Here is a 20,949-nt window from a genome sequence, read left to right as displayed (position 1 = left end):
GGTTGTTAAGATTTAGTCTTAACCACAAAAAACTAATTACAAAAAACAAAATATATATGGAACATATAGAATTATTTTTCAAATCGATATTTATAGACAACATGGTATTTGCTACATTTTTAGGAATGTGTTCTTACCTTGCTGTATCTAAAAAAGTAGCTACAGCTGTAGGTTTAGGAGCTGCTGTTATTTTTGTATTAGCAGTAACTGTACCTTTAAACTGGTTATTAGATCAATACATTTTACAAGAAGGAGCTTTGTCTTGGTTAGGTGAAGAATATGCAGCTTATGATTTAAGTTTTTTATCATTTATCATGTTTATTGCAACAATTGCAACCATGGTTCAGTTGGTAGAAATTATTGTTGAAAAATTTTCACCTTCATTATACAATTCATTAGGTATTTTCTTACCATTAATTGCAGTTAACTGTGCAATTTTAGGAGGAAGTTTATTTATGCAATCAAGAGAAATTCCAACATTAGGTTTATCATTAACTTACGGAGTTGGTTCTGGAATTGGATGGTTTTTAGCAATTTTAGCAATAGCAGCTATTCGTGAGAAAATTCGTTATTCAAGTGTTCCTCCAGCTTTAAGAGGTTTAGGAATTACTTTTATTATAACAGGATTAATGGCAATTGGTTTTATGAGTTTTGGTGGAATGTTAACTGGTGGAGATGAAAAGGGAGAACCTTCTACAGAGCCAAAAGTTACATTACAAGAAACAAAAGAAGAAATTAAAAAAGAGGATGCTAAAGAAATTGTAGCAGAAAACTTAAATACAAACAAGCAGTAAATATGATATTAGCAGCAGGTACTACAGGAACTATTTTAGCAACAGTAGCAGCTTTTTTAGCTATTGTGTTAATATTAGTAACGTTATTATTATTTGTAAAACAAAAATTATCTCCTTCTGGTCCAGTAACATTGACTATTAATGGAGAAAGAAAAATAGAAGTTGCTTCTGGAAGCACACTTTTAACAACTTTAGGAAACGAGAAAATATTCTTACCATCTGCATGTGGAGGTGGAGGTTCTTGTGTACAATGTGAGTGTCATGTTAATTCTGGTGGAGGTGAAGCTTTGCCAACAGAAACACCTCACTTTACACGTAAAGAATTAAAACATGGTATACGTTTAGCTTGTCAAGTTAAAGTAAAACAAGACATGGATATTTCTATTCCAGAAGAAATTTTTGGAATTAAGAAATGGGATGCAACTGTTGTAAGAAATTACAATGTAGCATCTTTCATTAAAGAATTTGTTGTGGAAATTCCAGAAGATATGGGTTACAAAGCAGGTGGATATATTCAAATTGAAATTCCTCCTTGTGAAGTAAAGTTTTCTGAAATGGACATAACTGCACATCCAGAAGAACATGAAACTCCAGATAAATTCGAAGCTGAATGGGACAAATTTAAGTTGAGACCATTAGTAATGAAAAACAACGAAGTTGTTGAAAGAGCATATTCTATGGCTTCTTATCCTGCAGAAGGAAGAGAAATTATGTTAAATGTACGTATCGCAACTCCGCCATTTGATAGAGCAAAAGGTGGCTGGATGGATGTAAATCCTGGTGTTGCATCTTCTTATATTTTCAACTTGAAAAAAGGAGATAAATGTGTAATTTCTGGACCTTATGGAGAATTCTTCATTAACGAATCTGAAGCAGAAATGCTTTATGTTGGAGGTGGAGCAGGAATGGCACCAATGCGTTCTCACTTATATCACTTGTTCAGAACTTTAAAAACAGGTAGAAAAGTAACTTATTGGTATGGTGGACGTTCAAAAGCTGAATTATTCTACATTGAACACTTTAGAGCTTTAGAAAAAGATTTTCCAAACTTTAAATTCTTCATCGCATTATCAGATCCTTTGGATTCAGATAATTGGAAAGTAAAGAAAGATATTAGTGATGATGCTGGAGATGGTTTCGTAGGATTCATACACAATTGTGTAATAGATAATTACTTAAGCCTTCATGAATCTCCAGAAGATTTAGAATTGTATTTCTGTGGCCCACCATTAATGAACAAAGCAGTTCAGAAAATGGGAGAAGACTTTGGTCTTGCAGATGAAAACATTAGGTTTGACGACTTTGGAGGATAGACTTCAACATTAAATAATATGTTATAAAACCGATTCAGAAATGAGTCGGTTTTTTTATTTTAATAAAAAATTTTTAGAGTATAAAATCAATAGTTCAGAACATTTAAGAATAATTTAAAATTATTTATTTTTATATTAGCTACTTGAAAAAGTCCCTCAATTTAAGAAAATGTCTAAATGTCCAGTTTGTAGTAGAGATAAAAAGAAAAAATTAGTTATTTATGATTTTGTTCCTTTGTTGGGTATAAAAAAATGCTATAATTGTCGTAAAAAATATATTTGGATTCGTTTCTATCGCAAGAATTATTTTATTGAAAGTAAGTCACTTATATAGTGTAATATAAATTCCATAAAAAAAAAGCTTTAATATTTTATTAAAGTTTTTTTTTATGGAATTATAGAAGATAAATCTATTTATTGTCTTCAATTTTAACATCAACATTACCTTTGTCATCAGCTTTAATGCTCCCTTTAGAAGTTTCAATACTTACTTTTTTCTTTGCTTCTACTTCAGTTTTTACAGTTTTTTCTTTTTTCTTATCCTCCCTACAAGAGCTGAATGATATTGCTAAACAAAAAGCAACAAACATTAATTTTTTCATAATTTATAGTTTTAAAAGTTGCTGCAAGTTATAATACTATAAGTTCAATTTTTTGCTCATTAAATTTAATTGTTACTCCATTTACAATTAATTTAAAAAAGTATCTAAGTGATAAGTAGGTTCGCCATTATCTTGTTCAAACAATTTAGAATAATCCATAATATTAGTAGTATTATCTAATTTGCACAATAATGCTATAACTGCAGATAAACCATTAAATAGAACTTCTTTACTTCTTGGGTTTAAAGGTTTAGAATTGTAATGACATAAAGGAGTTTTAAAACCGCAAGCTTCTAAAAACACTTTTTCTATTTGTAATATTTCTTGTGGAGAATAGCCATTAAATTTTCTTCCTAAATTTTGATGAACTCTACCCACGTAACTTAATTCTAAAGAGCCATGTTCATTAGAAAGATGTTTCCAACTATCATGATTGTCTAAAATATTACCAACAGCACAAGCTGTACAATCTTCTGGGTTTAGTTTATTATTATGAAAAGCATTATACAGTTTAATTAAAGCTTGTTCTAATCTTCTAGATGTTTTCATAATATATTCTTTTAATCACTTTAAATATAAGTAATATTATAACTCAACACAAATTGAAATTATAATGCATTACTATTTTTCAATTAGAATGAAAGTCCTTTTCTTAACAATATTATAAATCGTATTTTTGAATACTAGAAATATTCAGAATGAAACGTATTGAAAAAATCTTAAAAAAGAATAAATACATTAAAATAAAATTAAAACAAATTGCTACGAATCATTTAGAATTGAAAGCATCAATAAACGATGTTAAAGGCAGGTTTATTTTAGATACAGGAGCATCAAACTCTTGTGTAGGAATCGATTTAATAGCGCATTTTAATTTAATTGCAGAAGAAAGTGAAACCAAAGCTGCTGGTGCGGGAGCTACAGACATGGAAACTCAAAAATCTGAAAACAATTCTTTAAAAATTGGAGATTGGAAAACAAACAAATGTCATTTGGTGTTATTCAATTTATCGCATGTAAATACAGCCTTAACACAACATAAAGCAAAAGAAGTACACGGAATTATTGGTGCAGATATTCTACAAAAAGGGAAAGCTTTTATAGATTATAAAAAGAATGTATTGTACTTAAAGAAAACAAAGAAATAATTAATTAAATAGATAAAGAATGAGTTTGCAAAAACAAGTAATGGATAAAATGAAAGAAGCAATGAAAGCAAAAGATACAGTTGCTTTACAAGCTTTAAGAGCAGTAAAATCGGCCTTTTTATTAGCGAAAACAGAAACTGGTGTAAAGGAAGAATTAACAGCAGAACAAGAGTTGAAAATTATTCAAAAACAAGTGAAGCAAAGAAAGGATAGTGCAGCTATTTTCGCCAAACAAGGTAGAGAAGATTTAGCAGAACCAGAATTAGCGGAAGTTGCAATTTTAGAACAATTTATGCCAGAAGCATTATCTGAAGATAAAATTGAAGAAGTAGTTATTGCTACAATTAATAAAGTTGGAGCTGCTGGAATGAAAGATATGGGTAAAGTTATGGGTATAGTTTCTAAAGAATTGGCAGGCCAAGCAGATGGAAAAACAATTTCTACTTTGGTAAAAAAGAATTTAGCATAAAAAAAAATGGCTCCATAGTTCAACTGGATAGAATATCAGATTTCGGCTCTGACGGTTGAAGGTTCGAATCCTTCTGGAGTCACCAATAAGAACCTAAAAATAGAAAAGATATGTTAACTTGGAAAGACATCATACATTTTGCAAATAACGGTGGACCATCACCAGACAAACGTGTTGAAAAAACTGAAGAGGAATGGAGAGCATTATTAACTTCAGAACAATTTAGAATTACTAGAAAAGCAGGAACAGAAGCTCCTAATTCTGGAGATTCATGTAGTGCTCACGATGCTGGTAAATACAACTGTGTTTGTTGTAATACGCCTTTATTCGATTCGTCAATAAAATTCGATTCAGGTTCTGGCTGGCCAAGTTTTTCTCAACCAATAAAAGAAAATGCAATTAAATATATAAAAGATGTATCTTTTGGTATGATTCGCGTAGAAGTGCAGTGTAATACTTGCGATGCTCACCAAGGACATGTTTTTCCTGATGGACCAGAACCAAGTGGATTAAGGTATTGCATTAATTCAGAATCTATGAAACTCCAAGAATAAAAAGAGAACTTTATTTTTTTTCTAACCAATAAAAAAAACAGAGAAGTATTTTATGCTTCTCTGTTTTTAAGTTAAGACTAATTTTTTTAAGAATTTTAATAATGGATACAATTCCGAAAATTAAATTGTACGGAGCAGAAAGATGCCATAAAACGCATTATTATCAAACATTACTTAATAATATAGGTTTGTCTTTTGAGTTTTTAGATGTTGAAGCTAATAAAGAAAATGCAGAAGAGTTATTGGGTTTGTATAAAAGTAGAAAACTTAATTTCCCCACTATTACAATAGGTAAAAAGAAATTTCGCAATCCAAATGAAGAAGAACTAACAAAATGGTTAAACAAGTTAGTATTCGATAAATAATCATATAAAAAATAGTTAAATAATACTTTATGAGTTGTTTTCTTGTTATCATTTCTTCTTACTTATAGTACCTTTGTTTGTGTAAAATAGCGAAGTATGGATTTTAAACTGAATATAAAAGATTACTTTAATGAAGAGCTTCCAGAAGATCCTATTAAAGAAAATACAAGACGTCAAGTAACAGAAGCTTGTTTTTCTTATGCTGACCCAAAAAAAACATCTAAACCAGAATTGATTCATGTTTCACTAGAAATGTTAACTGAATTAGGCTTAACAAAAGAAGATGCCGCAACTAAAGATTTTTTAAATGTCTTTACTGGTAATACAATTTTAGAAGGTACAAAACCTTACGCAATGTGTTATGGAGGACATCAATTTGGAAATTGGGCTGGCCAATTAGGAGATGGAAGAGCAATTAATCTAGCAGAAGTAACACATAATAATAAGAATTGGGCAATTCAATTAAAAGGAGCTGGAGAAACTCCATATTCTAGAAATGCAGATGGTTTGGCAGTTTTGCGTTCTTCCATAAGAGAGTATTTATGTAGCGAAGCAATGTTTCATTTAGGTATACCAACAACAAGAGCATTGTCTTTGTCTTTAAGCGGAGATAAAGTTTTAAGAGACGTTATGTATGATGGAAATCCAGATTACGAAAAAGGTGCCATTGTTTCTAGAACTGCAGCCTCGTTTTTAAGGTTCGGAAGTTTTCAAATTTTTGCATCAAGACAAGATTCAAAAACACTAAAAACTTTGGTAGATTATACCATAAAACATCATTTTTCACATCTAGGAAAACCATCAAAAGAAACCTATATACAATTTTTTAATGAAGTTGCAGAACGCAGTTTAGAAATGGTAATACATTGGCAACGTGTAGGTTTTGTGCACGGAGTTATGAATACAGATAATATGTCTATTTTAGGTTTAACCATAGATTATGGGCCTTATGGTTGGTTAGAGGGTTATGATCATGGTTGGACACCAAATACCACAGATAATGGTCAAAAAAGATATAGATATGGCGCTCAACCAGAAATTGTGTATTGGAATTTATATCAATTAGCAAATGCTTTGTATCCAATAATTGAAGAAGCTTCTCCGCTAGAAGAAGTTTTAAATTCTTTTGGAGATAATTTGGTAGAAAGTTATTTAGTAATGATGAAATCTAAATTAGGATTAGAGAAAAATGAAGTTAATGATGCAAGATTGATAAATGATTTAGAAACAATTTTACAGCTTTCAGAAACAGATATGACCATCTTTTTTAGATTACTAAGTTCTATAACTTCAGATGATAAAAAAGATGGGTTAATGAAAGTTTGGGATTCATTTTACGACTCTAACGAAATTAAAGAAGACATTAAATTAAAATGGGAAAATTGGTTTGTAGATTACACCAACAGATTAAAAATTGAAACTTTGTCTGCTACTGAAAGAAAGAAAAAAATGAACGCAGTAAACCCTAAATATGTACTTCGAAATTACATGGCACAATTAGCAATTGACGATGCAGATAAAGGAGATTATAAATTAATTGATGAACTTTATCAATTACTTAAAAAACCATATGATGAGCAACCAGAACATGAAAAATGGTTTGTAAAAAGACCAGATTGGGCAAGAAATAAAATAGGTTGTTCTAGACTTTCTTGTAGTTCATAATTAGAAAAAATATAAAATAAGATTTAAAAGAACATAAAAATGAAGAGTTATAAAAAAGCATATATAGCAGGAGGTTGCTTCTGGGGAATGGAAGATTTATTTAGAGTAAGACCAGGAATTTTAGATACAGAAGTTGGTTACATTGGTGGAGAAAATGACAATCCTACCTATAAAAACCATCCAGGACATGCAGAAGGTATAGAGCTTACTTACAATCCTGCAGAAACTAATTTTAAAGAAATTTTAGATTATTTCTTTAGAGTTCATAATCCAACAACAATAGATCAACAAGGAAATGACAAAGGTTCTAGTTATAGATCTGCTATATTTTTTCAGAATGAAGAAGAAAAAGAAATAGCAAAAGAAGTAATAAAAATTGTTGAAGATTCTAATAAATGGGAAGGCAAAGTAGTTACAACTTTAGAGCCATTTGCACCTTTTTGGGTTGCAGAACCAGAACATCAAGATTATTTGGTTAGAATACCAAATGGTTATACCTGTCATTTCGAGCGTTTTGATACTTTTTTAACAGAAAAAACATCATCGTAAACTCTAATAAAGAAATTATGAGCATTGGATTAGGAACTGCAGCAATTGGCAGACCATTGTATATCAATCTAAAAAAAGATAAAAACAAAACACCTTTCTCTTTGTCTGATTTTAAGAAAAGTGGACTAAAAATTTTAGATAATGCATACGAAAATGGAGTTCGTTTTTTTGACACTTCACCAGGTTATGGTATGGCAGAAGAATTATTGTTAGAGTGGCTTCAGAAAAAAAATGATGCTTCAATAATAGCTTCTACAAAATGGGGTTATACCTATGTAGCTAACTTCGATCCTAATGCAAAAGTGCACGAAATTAAAGAACATTCTTTGCAAAAATTAAATGAGCAATGGAGTTTTTCTAAAAAGTTACTACCATATTTAAAAATTTATCAAGTTCATTCTGCAACTTTAGACTCTGGCATTTTAGAAGATGAATCAATTCACAAAAGATTACATCAATTAAAAAAAGAAAATAATCTAATTATTGGGTTAACAACCACAGGAATACATCAAATAGAAGTATTAAAAAAAGCACTAGAAATTAAAGTTGAAGGCGAGAAATTATTTCAATCTTTTCAATGCACATTTAATATTTTAGATCAGAGTATTTTTAGCTTTAGAGAAGAATTAGATAACCTTAAAGATTCGTTTATTATAAAAGAAGCATTGGCAAATGGACGTTTAATTCCAAATGAAAATTACCCTGAATACTCAAATTTATATGCTTTTATAAAATTGTTGTCAGAAAAATACAATGTTGGTGAAGATGCTATTGCTTTAAGATATTGTTTGGAAGTTTTTCCAAGTGCTAAAGTCCTAAGTGGAGTAACAAAAAGCTCTCATTTATTATCAAATTTAAAAGTAAATGATTTTAAATTATTGCCTTCGGAAATTGAAAAACTTACAGATTTTGGGATTTCTGCAAAAGAATATTGGCAAGAAAGAAAAGAGTTAACTTGGCGTTAAGAAGTTTTAAAGTGATAATATAAAGCGTGATGACTATACAAAAAATAGGTTTTGGTGGAGGTTGTCATTGGTGTACAGAAGCTGTTTTTCAATCTTTAAGAGGAGTCTATAATGTTCAACAAGGTTGGGTTGCTTCAGAAGGAAAGTTTACTGCGTTTTCAGAAGCCGTAATTCTTGAATTTAATCCAGATGAAATTCCTTTAAAAGCACTTATAGAAATTCATTTACATACACACAAAAGTACTTCTAACCATAGCATGAGGGAAAAATATCGCTCTGCAATTTATTTTTTTGAAGAAAAAGAGGAAATTGAGTTAAACCGTATTTTAAGTAAATTACAAGTCAATTTCGATAATAAATTAATTACCCAAATTTTACCATTTTTAGATTTTAAACCATCAGAAGAAAATTTTAAAAACTACTATTTTAAGAATCCTAAAAAACCTTTTTGTGTGAAATTTATCAATCCTAAATTAAGTTTTCTGCAACAATCTCACTCAAAATATGTTAATGAAAAACATTAATTAAGAAGAATACTAGTATTTTTTTTTGTAAAATTTATTGTTTAAATTGTAAGAACCTTACTGCTTTGTAGTAATGAGGAAAATAGCTTGTATCTTAACTGTAGGGTTAAGTAACCAAATATGTCAGGCCGTGTCTAATAGGTTATATAATAGTAAATAATTAGTATTTTTGCTCTATAAATTTAAATGTTTAAAATGAAAAACAATATCAATATAACAAAACTCTTTTGGGGAAGGTTTTGTACAAAATCACATTATTTAATAATATTCTTTTTATTATTAAGTTCGGTTTTTTATAGTCAATCTACAGAGTCGATTTCTAATACTAATTCGCAATCAATTCCTGACAACAATAGTACTGGGATTACCAAAACATTTCCAGTAGTTAATAGTGGTTTAATAAGTAATGTAACAATAGTTGTAGATATCGACCATACTTATAGAGGAGATTTAATATTAACCTTAAGATCACCAGACAATACAACTATAACTTTAACAGACCAAAATGGAGGTGCTTCAGATAATCTTAAAGTAAATTTTGATGATGATGGCCTTACTTCTATAACTGCAGATAATGCAAATCATTCTACTACAGTTATAAGAATACCGGAAGATGCTTTAAGTACTTTTGATAATGAAAATGCTAATGGTACTTGGACTTTAAATATTTCTGATAATGCTAATATAGATACTGGAACATTTAACTCAGCTACTATAAGTGTAACAACTCAAAAAGATTCAGATGGTGATGGAGTTGGAGATGATGTAGATGAAGATGATGATAATGATGGTATTTTAGATATAGATGAAAGTTCTTGCGAAATATTTGAAGTTCAAGGTTATAGTGCAGTAGTATATGATGGTGTATCTGGTCAAAATTCTTGGAATTTAATCTCTGCTTCTAATACTTTTCCTGTAACTGGTTTTTCACAAGTAGCTACTTTCGATTACGAAGAGTTTAATGGAACAAGTAAAGGGTTTTACATAGATTTTAAAGAAAATCCATTCGATTTACATACATCTTCAGACGGAGATGTATCTAATTATTCAGGAACCCCAATCCCAGAAAATGATGATGATGCTGCAATTGTATTTACTAAAACTATTACTGCAGCTGAAGAAGGTATTTATAATTTTGATATAGATTATGGAGATGATCATATATTTTTCTATATAAATGGTGTAAAACAATATCAGGTACAAAATGCTTATGGTCCATTTCCTCAAGATGCTAGCTACAATACAGTATCTGCAGGTATAACATTTAATGCGGGTGATGTAATATCTCTTGTAGTTGTTGAAGAATTTAGGTTTAATACAGAGATAGATATTAGATTTATAAAAACCAACAACATTGGTGGTGGGCCTGCAACATGTTTTATAGATTCCGATGGCGATGGTGTTCCAAATAGTTTAGATTTAGATTCAGACAACGATGGTATTCCAGATGTTATAGAAGCTGGTGGTACAGATGCTAACAGAGATGGTAGAGCAGATGATAATGATAACAACGCAGATAATACAGGTTCAAATGGTATTCCTACAACTGCAGGAACAGGTTTAACTCCACTGGATTCAGATGGAGATTTATTATTAAATTATTTAGATATCGATTCAGATAATGATGGTATTCCAGATAATATAGAGGGGCAAACAACTAGCGGTTATACAGCACCGAGTTCAACATTTGCAGATGTAAATGATAATGGAGTAGATGATGTTTATGAAAGCGGAGCTATTGTAGGTTTAAATCCACCAAATACAGACAGTGGCAACGATACAATACCAGATTATTTAGATTCAGATTCAGATAATGATGGCATAACAGATATTTTTGAAAATGGAGATACAGACAATAAGTTATCAGGGTTAGATACAGATGGAGATGGTTTAGATAATAATTTCGATGATAATGATGACTCTGCTATTGCAGGCGCTACAGTTAATGATGGTATTAACCCACCAAACGCAACTAACCTAGGTGATGAAGATAATGATCTTGGTTCTGGAGGAGATGTAGATTATAGAGATATTAAAGATTCAGATAATGATGGCGTAGCAGATTCTGTAGATTTAGATGATGATAATGATGGAATTCTAGACACTGTAGAATGTGGATCATTAAAAACAATGGATATATCACTTACCAAACCAAATTTAACCTATACATCAAATGGTAACCCAGGTAAAGTTGGCGATGTAGCAAGATATGCAAATGTTGGTACTTTCGAAGGTGTAGCAGTAGATTTGCGAATAACAGTAGCAAGTAATACAAATCCAAGTTTAGTAGATGCAGACCTTTCTGGTTATGAATTCGATCCTATGGATGGTAATCCTGTTATATTATATCCAATTCATTTAACAAGTACTAATGGAACAAGCGCTGGAACTGGTTTTGTAAATTTCGATTTCGAGTTTTTAATAAACGGAACCAGCACACTTATTAAAGTACCTGCAAACATGGTGTTTCAAGATATAGACAATACTAGTCCTGGAGAATTAATTGAGTTTAATGTTGCAAATATTTTAAATTATAAAGTAAGTACAGCTACAGCAATTGAAGTTAATAATGCCACCACATCTTCAACAGGTGCATCAGGAGATTTTCTTAAAGTTACATCAACAGATAATGCCGGAGGTGTATTAGATGAAAAATTATGGTTTGGTATTCAAATGCCTTATGTAGATAAGTTTGATATAACAATGTCTAAAAGGGTTAGTAATACCGGTTATTTATTCAATTCAACAGCATTTACAGGGCCAACTGTAGGAACTTGTGTTGCAGATTTCGATTCAGATGGTATTCCTAATCATTTAGATTTAGATTCTGATAACGATGGAATTACAGATGTTATAGAGTCTGGTGGTACAGATGCAAATAATGACGGACGAGCAGATGATAATGATAACAATGCAAACAATACAGGTTCAAATGGTATTCCTACAACTGCAGGTACAGGAAATACACCAGCAAATACAGATGGAGATACTAATTCAGATTTTTTAGATATTGACGCAGATAACGATGGAATTCCAGATAATATTGAAGGACAAACCTCAAGCGGATATGTAGAACCTAGTGGAGTTGGTATAAATATTACCGATGTAAACAAAAATGGTGTAGATGATGTTTACGAAGTTGGCGGAATTGGTTTAACTCCACCTAATACAGACAGTGCTAATGATACAATACCAGATTATATAGATTTAGATACAGATAATGATGGTATTCCAGACATTCAAGAAAATGGAGATGCAAACAATTTTGCTTTTGGCACAGATGCAGATAATGATGGTTTAGATGATGCTTTTGATGATAATGATGATTCTAATATATCAGGATTTACAGTAAATGATGGTTTAGGTACTGGTAATAAAGTAACAGACGTTGCAACTTTAGACACAGCTTATGGAGATGAAGATAATAATTTCCCAGGTGCTGGAGATGTTGATTATAGAGATGTAAAAGACACAGACAAAGATGGTGTACCAGATGCTGTAGATTTAGATGATGATAATGATGGTATTTTAGATGAAGATGAAGGCTGTAGAACAATTACAACTACAGTAGATTTGGCTTCAAAAATACTTACAATGTCTGGCGATCCAGGTATCATATATAGTTATGATGTAAATACGAATACGCTAACTACAGAAGCAACACTTACTGCAAGGCATAATGCAATGGCATACAATACTTCAGATAAGTATATTTGGACTAACAATAGAAGCACAAACCAATTGGCTGTCTATGATCCTTCTAACAACTTTGCAAAAATAAACACGATACCAGCAACAGCGCTACCAAATGTAATATCAGCAACATATAATCCTGCACAGAAAGTATATATTGCTAATAGTGCTGCAACAGTTTTTGTGTTGGATGGAGACCCAACATCTGCAACTTATGGTCAAGTTAAATTTTCTTTTGCAAATACAATAGCTGCAGGTTTTAACGATATATCATTTAATTCAAATGACGGTTTTGCTTACGGAATTAGAAATAATACAACAGACCTTATCCGTATAAACATTTCAAATAAAACAACTACTAATATTGGTAGTGTAAGTGGTCTGCCATCAGGTAGTTATGGAAGAAGTTTTTATTTAACCAATGGTAGTATGTATTTCGTAAGAAATTCTACATTGGCAATGTATAAGATAGATTTATCAGTGGGGCAATCAGCAACACTTATTCAAACGTTAAATTTAAGTCCATCTAGTGCTGGTAGAGATGCAGCTACAATTCCAAATATTGGCTTTAAAGGACAAACAATTTGTAAGGATACAGATGGAGATGGTATTCCAGATAGTTTAGATTTGGATTCAGATAACGATGGTATTCCAGATGTTATAGAATCTGGAGGTACAGATGCCAACAGAGATGGTATGGCAGATGATGATGATGATAATGCAGACAATACTGCAACTAATGGTATACCAACTTCTGCAGGAACAGGGGTTGTTACACCAACAAATTCAGATGGAGATTTACTTCCAGATTATTTAGATATAGATGCAGATAATGATGGTATTCCAGATAATATAGAAGCCCAAACTTCAAATGGATATATTCCTCCAAGTGGAGTTGGTACAGGTATTACAGATGCAAACAAAAATGGTGTAGATGATGTTTATGAAACCGGCGCAATCGTTGGTTTAGATCCAGAAAATACAGATAATTTTGACACTGCAGATTACATAGATTCAGATTCAGATAATGATGGTATTTTAGACATCCAAGAAAATGGAGATACAGACAATGAACTTGCAGGGACAGATACAGATAATGATGGTTTAGATGATAATTTTGATGATAATGATGATTCTGGAATTTCTGGCGCTACCGTAAATGATGGTTTAGGAGCTAACGACAAAGTTACAGATGAAGCAACATTAGAAACTGCTTATGGAGATGAAGACAATGACTTTAATCCAGGTGCAGGAGATTTAGATTATAGAGATGCCAAAGACACAGATAATGATGGTATTCCTGATAATGTAGATTTAGATGATGACAATGATGGTGTTTTAGATACTATAGAATGTGGTTTTGTAAATCCAGATTTTTCAACACTTAATTTCACAAATCAAGTTATTACTACTTCTACGGGGTCTTCAATAACTATAAGTTCTGGAGTACTAACAGCAGTTTCCGGAAGTGATGCTCGAGGAGATGCGTTAGGGAATATAAGACTGTCAGATGGTAATACTAATGCTCCAAATCCTCCTGATTATACTTTAGGTGACTTGTATGAATTGAATTTTCCTTCGCCTGTAAAAGTACTTATATCTAATATAACTGCTAGTATTGCTGGTTTTGATGGTCTATCTTCGGGTGGAGATGAAATTCGAGTAACTTCAGCAACTCCTTTAATTTTAAATGATCCAGATAATCAACTTTTTATACAATCTCGAGGAGCTAATTACATTGAGTTCAGACCTGTATTAGGATCAAACATTACAGCTGGTAATGGTACATGGTCCATAACAACAAACCAGCCAACTTCACAAATCAGTATTCAAGGAGCAGGTAATCCAGCTACAGGTGTAAATATTCAATTGTTTTTATGTGAAGACACAGACGGCGATGGTGTTCCAAATTATCTAGATTTAGATTCAGACAATGATGGCATTCCAGATTTAGTAGAAGCAGGTGGAGAAGATACAGACGGAAATGGACTTATTGATGATATTAACACTGATGGTACCTTAGTAAATGATTTTGATAATGACGGTTTAGACGATCGTTATGATGCAGATGTTACAGGAGGAACAGATGGTAATGCGATAACAAATCCAGATTCAGATGGAGATGGAATTCCAGATAGTTTAGATTTAGATTCAGACAATGATGGTATTCCAGATGTTGTAGAAGCTGGTGGAACAGATTCAAATGGAGATGGTAGAGCTGATGGTTTTGTAGATACAGATAAAGATGGGTTCAATGATCTTGTAGATGGAGATGTTGGTCAAGATGGTACTTCAGAAAACACTGCAAATGCTTTAATAGTTACTGGAGATGATGCTAATAACGACGGTAAACCAGACACCTACCCTAATGGAGATACAGATAAAGATGGTTTTCCTGATTTTATAGATTTAGATGCAGATAATGACGGTATTCCAGATTTAGTGGAAGCAGGAGGTGTAGATACTAATGGAGATGGACTTGTAGATAATACAACAGATGTTGATCAAGATGGTCTTGCCGATATTTATGATGAAAATGCAACCGACGGCCCTGGACCAGATGGAACAAATGGTATTGCTCTTGTAGAAACTGACGCCACTGGTAATATGTTAGACGGTGATGGTAATTCAATTGATACAGATGGTGATGGATTCCCTGATCACTTAGATTTAGATGCAGACAATGATGGTATTCCAGATCTAGTAGAAGCTGGTGGTGTAGATACAAATGGAGATGGTTTAGTTGATAACACAACAGATGCAGATAAAGATGGTTTTGCAGATATTTATGATACAGATGATGATGGCACTCCTGGTGTAGAAGATGCAAACGATGCACTATTACAAACAGGTGGAACAGATACAGATGGGGATGGAAAAGCAGATGATGCTGCAATTACTTTTGTAAATGGTGAAGGTGCTAATGCAGATACAGATGGTGATGGATTCCCTGATCACTTAGATTTAGATGCAGACAATGATGGTATTCCAGATTTAGTAGAAGCTGGTGGTGTAGATACAAATGGAGATGGTTTAGTTGATAACACAACAGATGCAGACAAAGATGGTTTTGCAGATATTTATGATACAGATGATGATGGCACTCCTGGTGTAGAAGATGCAAACGATGCACTATTACAAACAGGTGGAACAGATACAGATGGTGATGGTAAAGCAGATGATGCTGCAATTACTTTTGTAAATGGTGAAGGGACTAATGCAGATACAGACAAAGATGGAATCCCTAATCACTTAGATTTAGATGCAGACAATGATGGTATTCCAGATTTAGTAGAAGCTGGTGGTGTAGATACAAATGGAGATGGTTTAGTTGATAACACAACAGATGCAGACAAAGATGGTTTTGCAGATGTTTATGATACAGATGATGATGGAACTCCTGGTGTAGAAGATGCAAACGATGCACTATTACAAACAGGTGGAACAGATACAGATGGAGATGGAAAAGCAGATGATGCTGCAATTACTTTTGTAAATGGTGAAGGGAATAATGCAGATACAGATGGAGATGGATTGCCAAATCATTTAGATTTAGATGCAGACAATGATGGTATTCCAGATTTAGTAGAAGCAGGAGGAGTAGATACAAATGGAGATGGTTTAGTTGATAACACAACAGATGCAGACAAAGATGGTTTTGCAGATATTTATGATACGGATGATGATGGAACTCCTGGTGTAGAAGATGCAAACGATGCACTATTACAAACAGGTGGAACAGATACAGATGGAGATGGAAAAGCAGATGATGCTGCAATTACTTTTGTAAATGGTGAAGGGACTAATGCAGATACAGATGGAGATGGATTGCCAAATCATTTAGATTTAGATGCAGACAATGATGGTATTCCAGATTTAGTAGAAGCTGGTGGTGTAGATACAAATGGAGATGGTTTAGTTGATAATACAACAGATGCAGACAAAGATGGATTTGCAGATATTTATGATACGGATGATGATGGAACTCCTGGTGTAGAAGATGCAAACGATGCACTATTACAAACAGGTGGAACAGATACAGATGGAGATGGAAAAGCAGATGATGCTGCAATTATTTTTGTAAATGGTGAAGGGACTAATGCAGATACAGACAAAGATGGATTCCCAAATCATTTAGATTTAGATGCAGACAATGATGGTATTCCAGATTTAGTAGAAGCTGGTGGTGTAGATACAAATGGAGATGGTTTAGTTGATAACACAACAGATGCAGACAAAGATGGTTTTGCAGATATTTATGATACGGATGATGATGGAACTTCTGGTGTAGAAGATGCAAACGATGCACTATTACAAACAGGTGGAACAGATACAGATGGTGATGGAAAAGCAGATGATGCTGCAATTACTTTTGTAAATGGTGAAGGTGCTAATGCAGATACAGACAAAGATGGATTCCCAAATCATTTAGATTTAGATGCAGACAATGATGGTATTCCAGATGTTGTGGAAGCAGGAGGAACAGATGTAAATGGCGATGGTCGTGCTGATAACTTCGATGACACTGACAACGATGGTTTTAACGATGACGTTGATGGTGATGTAGGACAAGATGGTACTTCAGAAAATATTGCAAACGTATTAATCCTTACAGGCACAGATACAGGTAATGATGGTAAAGCCAAATTCTTACACAAAAGGAGATGCAGATGGCGATGGAAAATTAAATCATTTAGATTTAGATGCTGATAACGATGGTATTACGGATATTGTTGAAGCTGGCGGAACAGATGTAGATAGAGACGGTTTAGAAGATGCTTTTGTAGATGCAGATAATGATGGGTTTAATGATGTTGTGGATGGAGATCCAACAAACGCATTAGCAACCGGAACAGATACAGCAGGTGCCAACACCAGTAATGCAACAATAGTTACGGGTGCTGATACAGATAATGATGGAAAACCAAATACATATCCAAATGGAGATTTAGATACAGATGGAAATCTAAACCATTTAGATATCGATGCAGACAATGATGGTATTCCAGATAACGTAGAAGGACAACCTTCTAAAGGTTATATTACACCAAGTGGACAAGGTACAGGTATTACAGATGTAAATAACAATGGTGTAGATGATGTTTATGAAGATATTCCAAATAATTTAGTTGGTCTATTAACAGAAAACACAGATATCACTAATGATGCAATACCAGATTATTTAGATACAGATTCAGACAATGATGGTATTTTAGACATCGCAGAAAACGGAGTTCCTGCACATAATGTATTATCAGGAGGTGATGTAGATGGAGATGGTTTATACGATATTTTTGATGAAAATAACGATTCTAGTATTTCAGGATCTACTGTAAATGATAATCACAATCCACCTAGTGTTGCCGATTTAGGTGATGTAGACAATGATTTTAATACAATTGGAGATTTCGATTATAGAGATACAGGAGCAAATGGAACCCCAATGATTACGCAAGTATATCAATTTGGTTCAGAAAGATGGATTGAAATCACAAACATTAGTACAACAAATAGTATTCCAGCAAATCTTATTAAAATTCAATTATATAAAGATAAAACAGGAGACCAGTTAGGAGTACTTCCAGATGTTAACTTTATCGTTCCTGCAGTTCTAGATCCAGGAGAATCTGTATTATTTAGAAACTCTTCGAATGTGATCACTAATTTCGATAATTCAGAACCAGCAAGAGTAATCACAAATGATGCACTTACAGATATTGGTGGAGCAAATGATATTATTACTCTATCTGCTATTACAGATAAAGGTTCATATAACTTTAGATACGATGCTGTTTCAGGTTTTGCAGATAAGACCTCTTATGTTAGAATCGATGAGACATTAGTACCAAATAAAGACTATACACCTAGCGAGTGGGTTGTATTTGTAAACGATATTGTAACAGATCCAGATTATTTAGATCCGTACAAATTGTTAGGAGATGGAGGTCCAGAAAGACATCCACATGATCCTCTTATTTCAGAAATCATTAATTCTAACACAGATGCCAACACAAGATTAGGTTTGCATAGAATCAATGTTACTACAAGAACAGGTAATGTTTGGAATAACGGATTCCCAGATAGATCTAGGCACACAGTTGTAGAAGAAAACTACAACCATATTGGTAGTAGATTAAGCGCAAGAAAACTTGTTGTGAATAACAATAGTAAATTAGCAGTTACAGATGAGTTATTAGTAGTTACTAATGACATCACTTTAACAAATTCTAATGATGAGATTCGTTTAGTAGGTACTTCACAATTGATACAAACCCATACAGGAACAACTAAAGTATCTGGTAGTGGAAAACTATTAGTAGACCAAAACTCAACAGTACCTAGTTTGTATAGATACAATTACATGAGTTCTCCAGTAAATACTATTGGAGCAAACACCTACTCTTTAGAAACTGTTTTAAAAGACGGAACAACACCTTTAGATGCTACATCTAGTATTGGAACGATTGCTAAAGACATTACTTTCGTTGGAGGTTATGATGGAGCAACAACAGATCCTATTACGCTAGCAGAACACTGGGTATATTCATATTCACCAGGATCTAACGGAAGATCTAATTGGGCTCATAAATATAGAGGACTTCCTTTAGATAAAGGAGACGGATATATCTTTAAAGGACCAGGAAGACCACAAAACTACACGTTTTTAGGAACTCCTAACGATGGTAACTTTAATACGGTTGCGCCTGTAGGGGCTAATGAGTCTTATTTAATAGGAAACCCATTCCCGTCTGCAATGAGTGTTAAGAAGTTTATTGAAGACAATATAAACTCTACCAATGCAACATTATATTTTTGGCAGCATGTGTCAGAAAGTACTGTTGACGAAGGTTCTGCCGGACATAATTTTGCAGGATACATTGGTGGGTATGCTACAAGAAATATCTCTATGGGGGTTACTGCAAATGACCCTTCTGCAAATGCTCCTTTTGAGTATACTGTAGAAGTAGAAGATGCAGATGAGTATAATGTTTCTATTACACAAGATCAAGCTTTAGATGTAGCAAACATGAACACCAATACTAGCTTTGTAAAGTTCTCTAACATCTCTAGAGGTTTAGATACTTTAAGAGTTGTGTACAAATCTATGGTAGATAAAAACATAAAAATTAAAATAGACAATGCTGATAAAGGAAACTTTGTATTTCAACATACAGATGGTTCTTATGACGAGGGTTATGTAATTATATGTATAGAACCTGGTAGTGATGTTACATTAACCTCTAACGACACCAACGACTTTTTCGTAGACAGTGTCATCTTTAAAGATGATGGGAAAATTGTATGTGCACCAAGTACAGGTGGTAGCCAATATGCAGATTCTTACACGGCTCCAGAACCTTACATTGCCATTGGACAAGGATTCTTTGTACAAGGAGATGCAACAGATGGTGGCCCAATTGTCTTTAACAACAGTCAAAGAGAATTTAAAACAGAAGGAACAGGTTCTTCTGTATTCTTAAGAGGTGAAAGTGCTAAATCTGATGAGACTACTGGATTTGAGTTACCTATTATAAAACTAGGAATGAACTACCAAGACGACCAAGGAACAAACCTTCACCGTCAAATTGGAGCCTCTTTTCATTCATCAAATTCTTTTGCCTTTGAAAAAGGATATGACTCTGAAATGTATGATACCAATACTACGGATTTCTATTGGAAGTTTCCAAATGATGAATTAGGCTATGTAATTACAGGAGTGCAAGAAATCTCTAATGATTTAGAAGTTCCTTTAGAAGTAATCATGAATAAAAATGGTTTAATTACCATTACAATTGATGAGATGAAATACATTAACAATCAAGATGTATTTATCAAAGACAAGCTTACAGGAGAAACACAGCAAATAAACGATAAAAGTGCTGTATACCAATTAGAAAAAGGTACTTACACAGACAGATTTGTGTTATCTTTTGTAGAGAATTCTACTTTAGGTGTAGATGATAACATCAATGAAGAATTACAGAAAACAATCGCTGTGTTTATGGACAACGCGAATAAAGAAATGGTGATTCAGAATTTAGATAACCTAGAGATTACCAAAGTGCAATTGTTTAACATACTTGGACAAAAAGTAGCACAATGGAAAAACCTAGAATCTAAACCAGAGAACAGACTAGAAACTAAAAATTTAGTCAACCAGATTTACATTGTTAATGTATATACCAACAAAGGAAAAATTAGCAAGAAAATAGTTATTGAATAACTATTATAAAAAAACAAAAAAGCAACGAACTCTAAATAGAGCTTGTTGCTTTTGTTTTATAAAAAAACCAACTAAAAGGTGGTT

Annotated in this window: 14 protein-coding genes and 1 tRNA gene; 13 read left to right on the top strand and 2 right to left on the bottom strand. The window is 32.8% G+C overall.

The genetic code is table 11. The features are described from left to right. Nucleotides 1–56: 56 nt before the first annotated feature. Nucleotides 57–794 carry an NADH:ubiquinone reductase (Na(+)-transporting) subunit E gene (nqrE, locus tag H9W90_RS09435; protein WP_187481366.1) on the top strand — a complete coding sequence of 246 codons (738 nt, stop codon included), beginning with the start codon at nucleotides 57–59 and terminating at the stop codon, nucleotides 792–794. 2 nt (nucleotides 795–796) lie between these two features. Beyond that, on the top strand, nucleotides 797–2,107 hold the full coding sequence (nqrF, locus tag H9W90_RS09430) for an NADH:ubiquinone reductase (Na(+)-transporting) subunit F (RefSeq protein ID WP_187481365.1): 1,311 nt from the start codon (nucleotides 797–799) through the stop codon (nucleotides 2,105–2,107). A gap of 410 nt (nucleotides 2,108–2,517) precedes the next feature. On the opposite strand, the gene H9W90_RS09425 is transcribed toward nqrF, so the two are convergent. Together H9W90_RS09425 and H9W90_RS09420 are read right to left on the bottom strand one after the other, a co-directional pair. Further along, complete coding sequence (locus H9W90_RS09425) at nucleotides 2,518–2,709, bottom strand: hypothetical protein (protein WP_187481364.1); 192 nt, start codon at nucleotides 2,707–2,709, stop codon at nucleotides 2,518–2,520. Between the two features lie 87 nt (nucleotides 2,710–2,796). Continuing rightward, entirely contained in the window at nucleotides 2,797–3,258 is a 462-nt protein-coding gene (locus H9W90_RS09420; protein WP_187481363.1) for a Na(+)-translocating NADH-quinone reductase subunit F, read from the bottom strand. Between the two features lie 149 nt (nucleotides 3,259–3,407). On the opposite strand from H9W90_RS09420, the gene H9W90_RS09415 reads away from it, so the two are divergent. From H9W90_RS09415 to H9W90_RS09365, 11 genes are all read left to right on the top strand, one after another. Further along, complete coding sequence (locus H9W90_RS09415; protein WP_187481362.1) at nucleotides 3,408–3,857, top strand: retropepsin-like aspartic protease; 450 nt, start codon at nucleotides 3,408–3,410, stop codon at nucleotides 3,855–3,857. Nucleotides 3,858–3,876: 19 nt separating this feature from the next. Beyond that, nucleotides 3,877–4,326, top strand: coding sequence for a GatB/YqeY domain-containing protein (locus H9W90_RS09410; RefSeq protein WP_187481361.1), 450 nt, complete (start codon nucleotides 3,877–3,879; stop codon nucleotides 4,324–4,326). A gap of 8 nt (nucleotides 4,327–4,334) precedes the next feature. Beyond that, nucleotides 4,335–4,411 (top strand) — tRNA-Arg (locus H9W90_RS09405). A gap of 25 nt (nucleotides 4,412–4,436) precedes the next feature. Then, on the top strand, nucleotides 4,437–4,880 hold the full coding sequence (msrB, locus tag H9W90_RS09400; RefSeq protein WP_187481360.1) for a peptide-methionine (R)-S-oxide reductase MsrB: 444 nt from the start codon (nucleotides 4,437–4,439) through the stop codon (nucleotides 4,878–4,880). Nucleotides 4,881–4,981: 101 nt separating this feature from the next. Further along, the gene (locus tag H9W90_RS09395) at nucleotides 4,982–5,245 is read left to right on the top strand and encodes a glutaredoxin family protein (RefSeq protein WP_187481359.1); all 264 of its coding nucleotides are present in this window, start codon (nucleotides 4,982–4,984) and stop codon (nucleotides 5,243–5,245) included. 96 nt (nucleotides 5,246–5,341) lie between these two features. Then, complete coding sequence (locus H9W90_RS09390) at nucleotides 5,342–6,910, top strand: protein adenylyltransferase SelO (protein WP_187481358.1); 1,569 nt, start codon at nucleotides 5,342–5,344, stop codon at nucleotides 6,908–6,910. A gap of 39 nt (nucleotides 6,911–6,949) precedes the next feature. After that, nucleotides 6,950–7,459: a peptide-methionine (S)-S-oxide reductase MsrA gene (msrA, locus tag H9W90_RS09385; protein WP_187481357.1), complete on the top strand. Its 510-nt coding sequence runs from the start codon at nucleotides 6,950–6,952 to the stop codon at nucleotides 7,457–7,459. Between the two features lie 17 nt (nucleotides 7,460–7,476). After that, the gene (locus tag H9W90_RS09380) at nucleotides 7,477–8,424 is read left to right on the top strand and encodes an aldo/keto reductase (RefSeq protein ID WP_187481356.1); all 948 of its coding nucleotides are present in this window, start codon (nucleotides 7,477–7,479) and stop codon (nucleotides 8,422–8,424) included. A 29-nt stretch (nucleotides 8,425–8,453) separates the two neighbouring features. After that, nucleotides 8,454–8,948 carry a peptide-methionine (S)-S-oxide reductase gene (locus tag H9W90_RS09375; protein ID WP_187481355.1) on the top strand — a complete coding sequence of 165 codons (495 nt, stop codon included), beginning with the start codon at nucleotides 8,454–8,456 and terminating at the stop codon, nucleotides 8,946–8,948. Between the two features lie 195 nt (nucleotides 8,949–9,143). Continuing rightward, nucleotides 9,144–17,351: a proprotein convertase P-domain-containing protein gene (locus H9W90_RS09370; protein WP_187481354.1), complete on the top strand. Its 8,208-nt coding sequence runs from the start codon at nucleotides 9,144–9,146 to the stop codon at nucleotides 17,349–17,351. Beyond that, a complete protein-coding gene (locus H9W90_RS09365; protein ID WP_187481353.1) occupies nucleotides 17,272–20,865 on the top strand; it encodes a T9SS type A sorting domain-containing protein in 3,594 nt (1,197 codons plus the stop codon). The genes H9W90_RS09370 and H9W90_RS09365 overlap by 80 nt, the downstream gene beginning before the upstream one ends. Nucleotides 20,866–20,949: the final 84 nt, after the last annotated feature.

The organism is Polaribacter pectinis, from assembly GCF_014352875.1.
Taxonomy (GTDB): Bacteria; Bacteroidota; Bacteroidia; order Flavobacteriales; family Flavobacteriaceae; genus Polaribacter; species Polaribacter pectinis.
The sequence above is the reverse complement of the archived record's forward strand: the minus strand, read 5'-3'. Positions and strand labels throughout refer to the sequence as shown.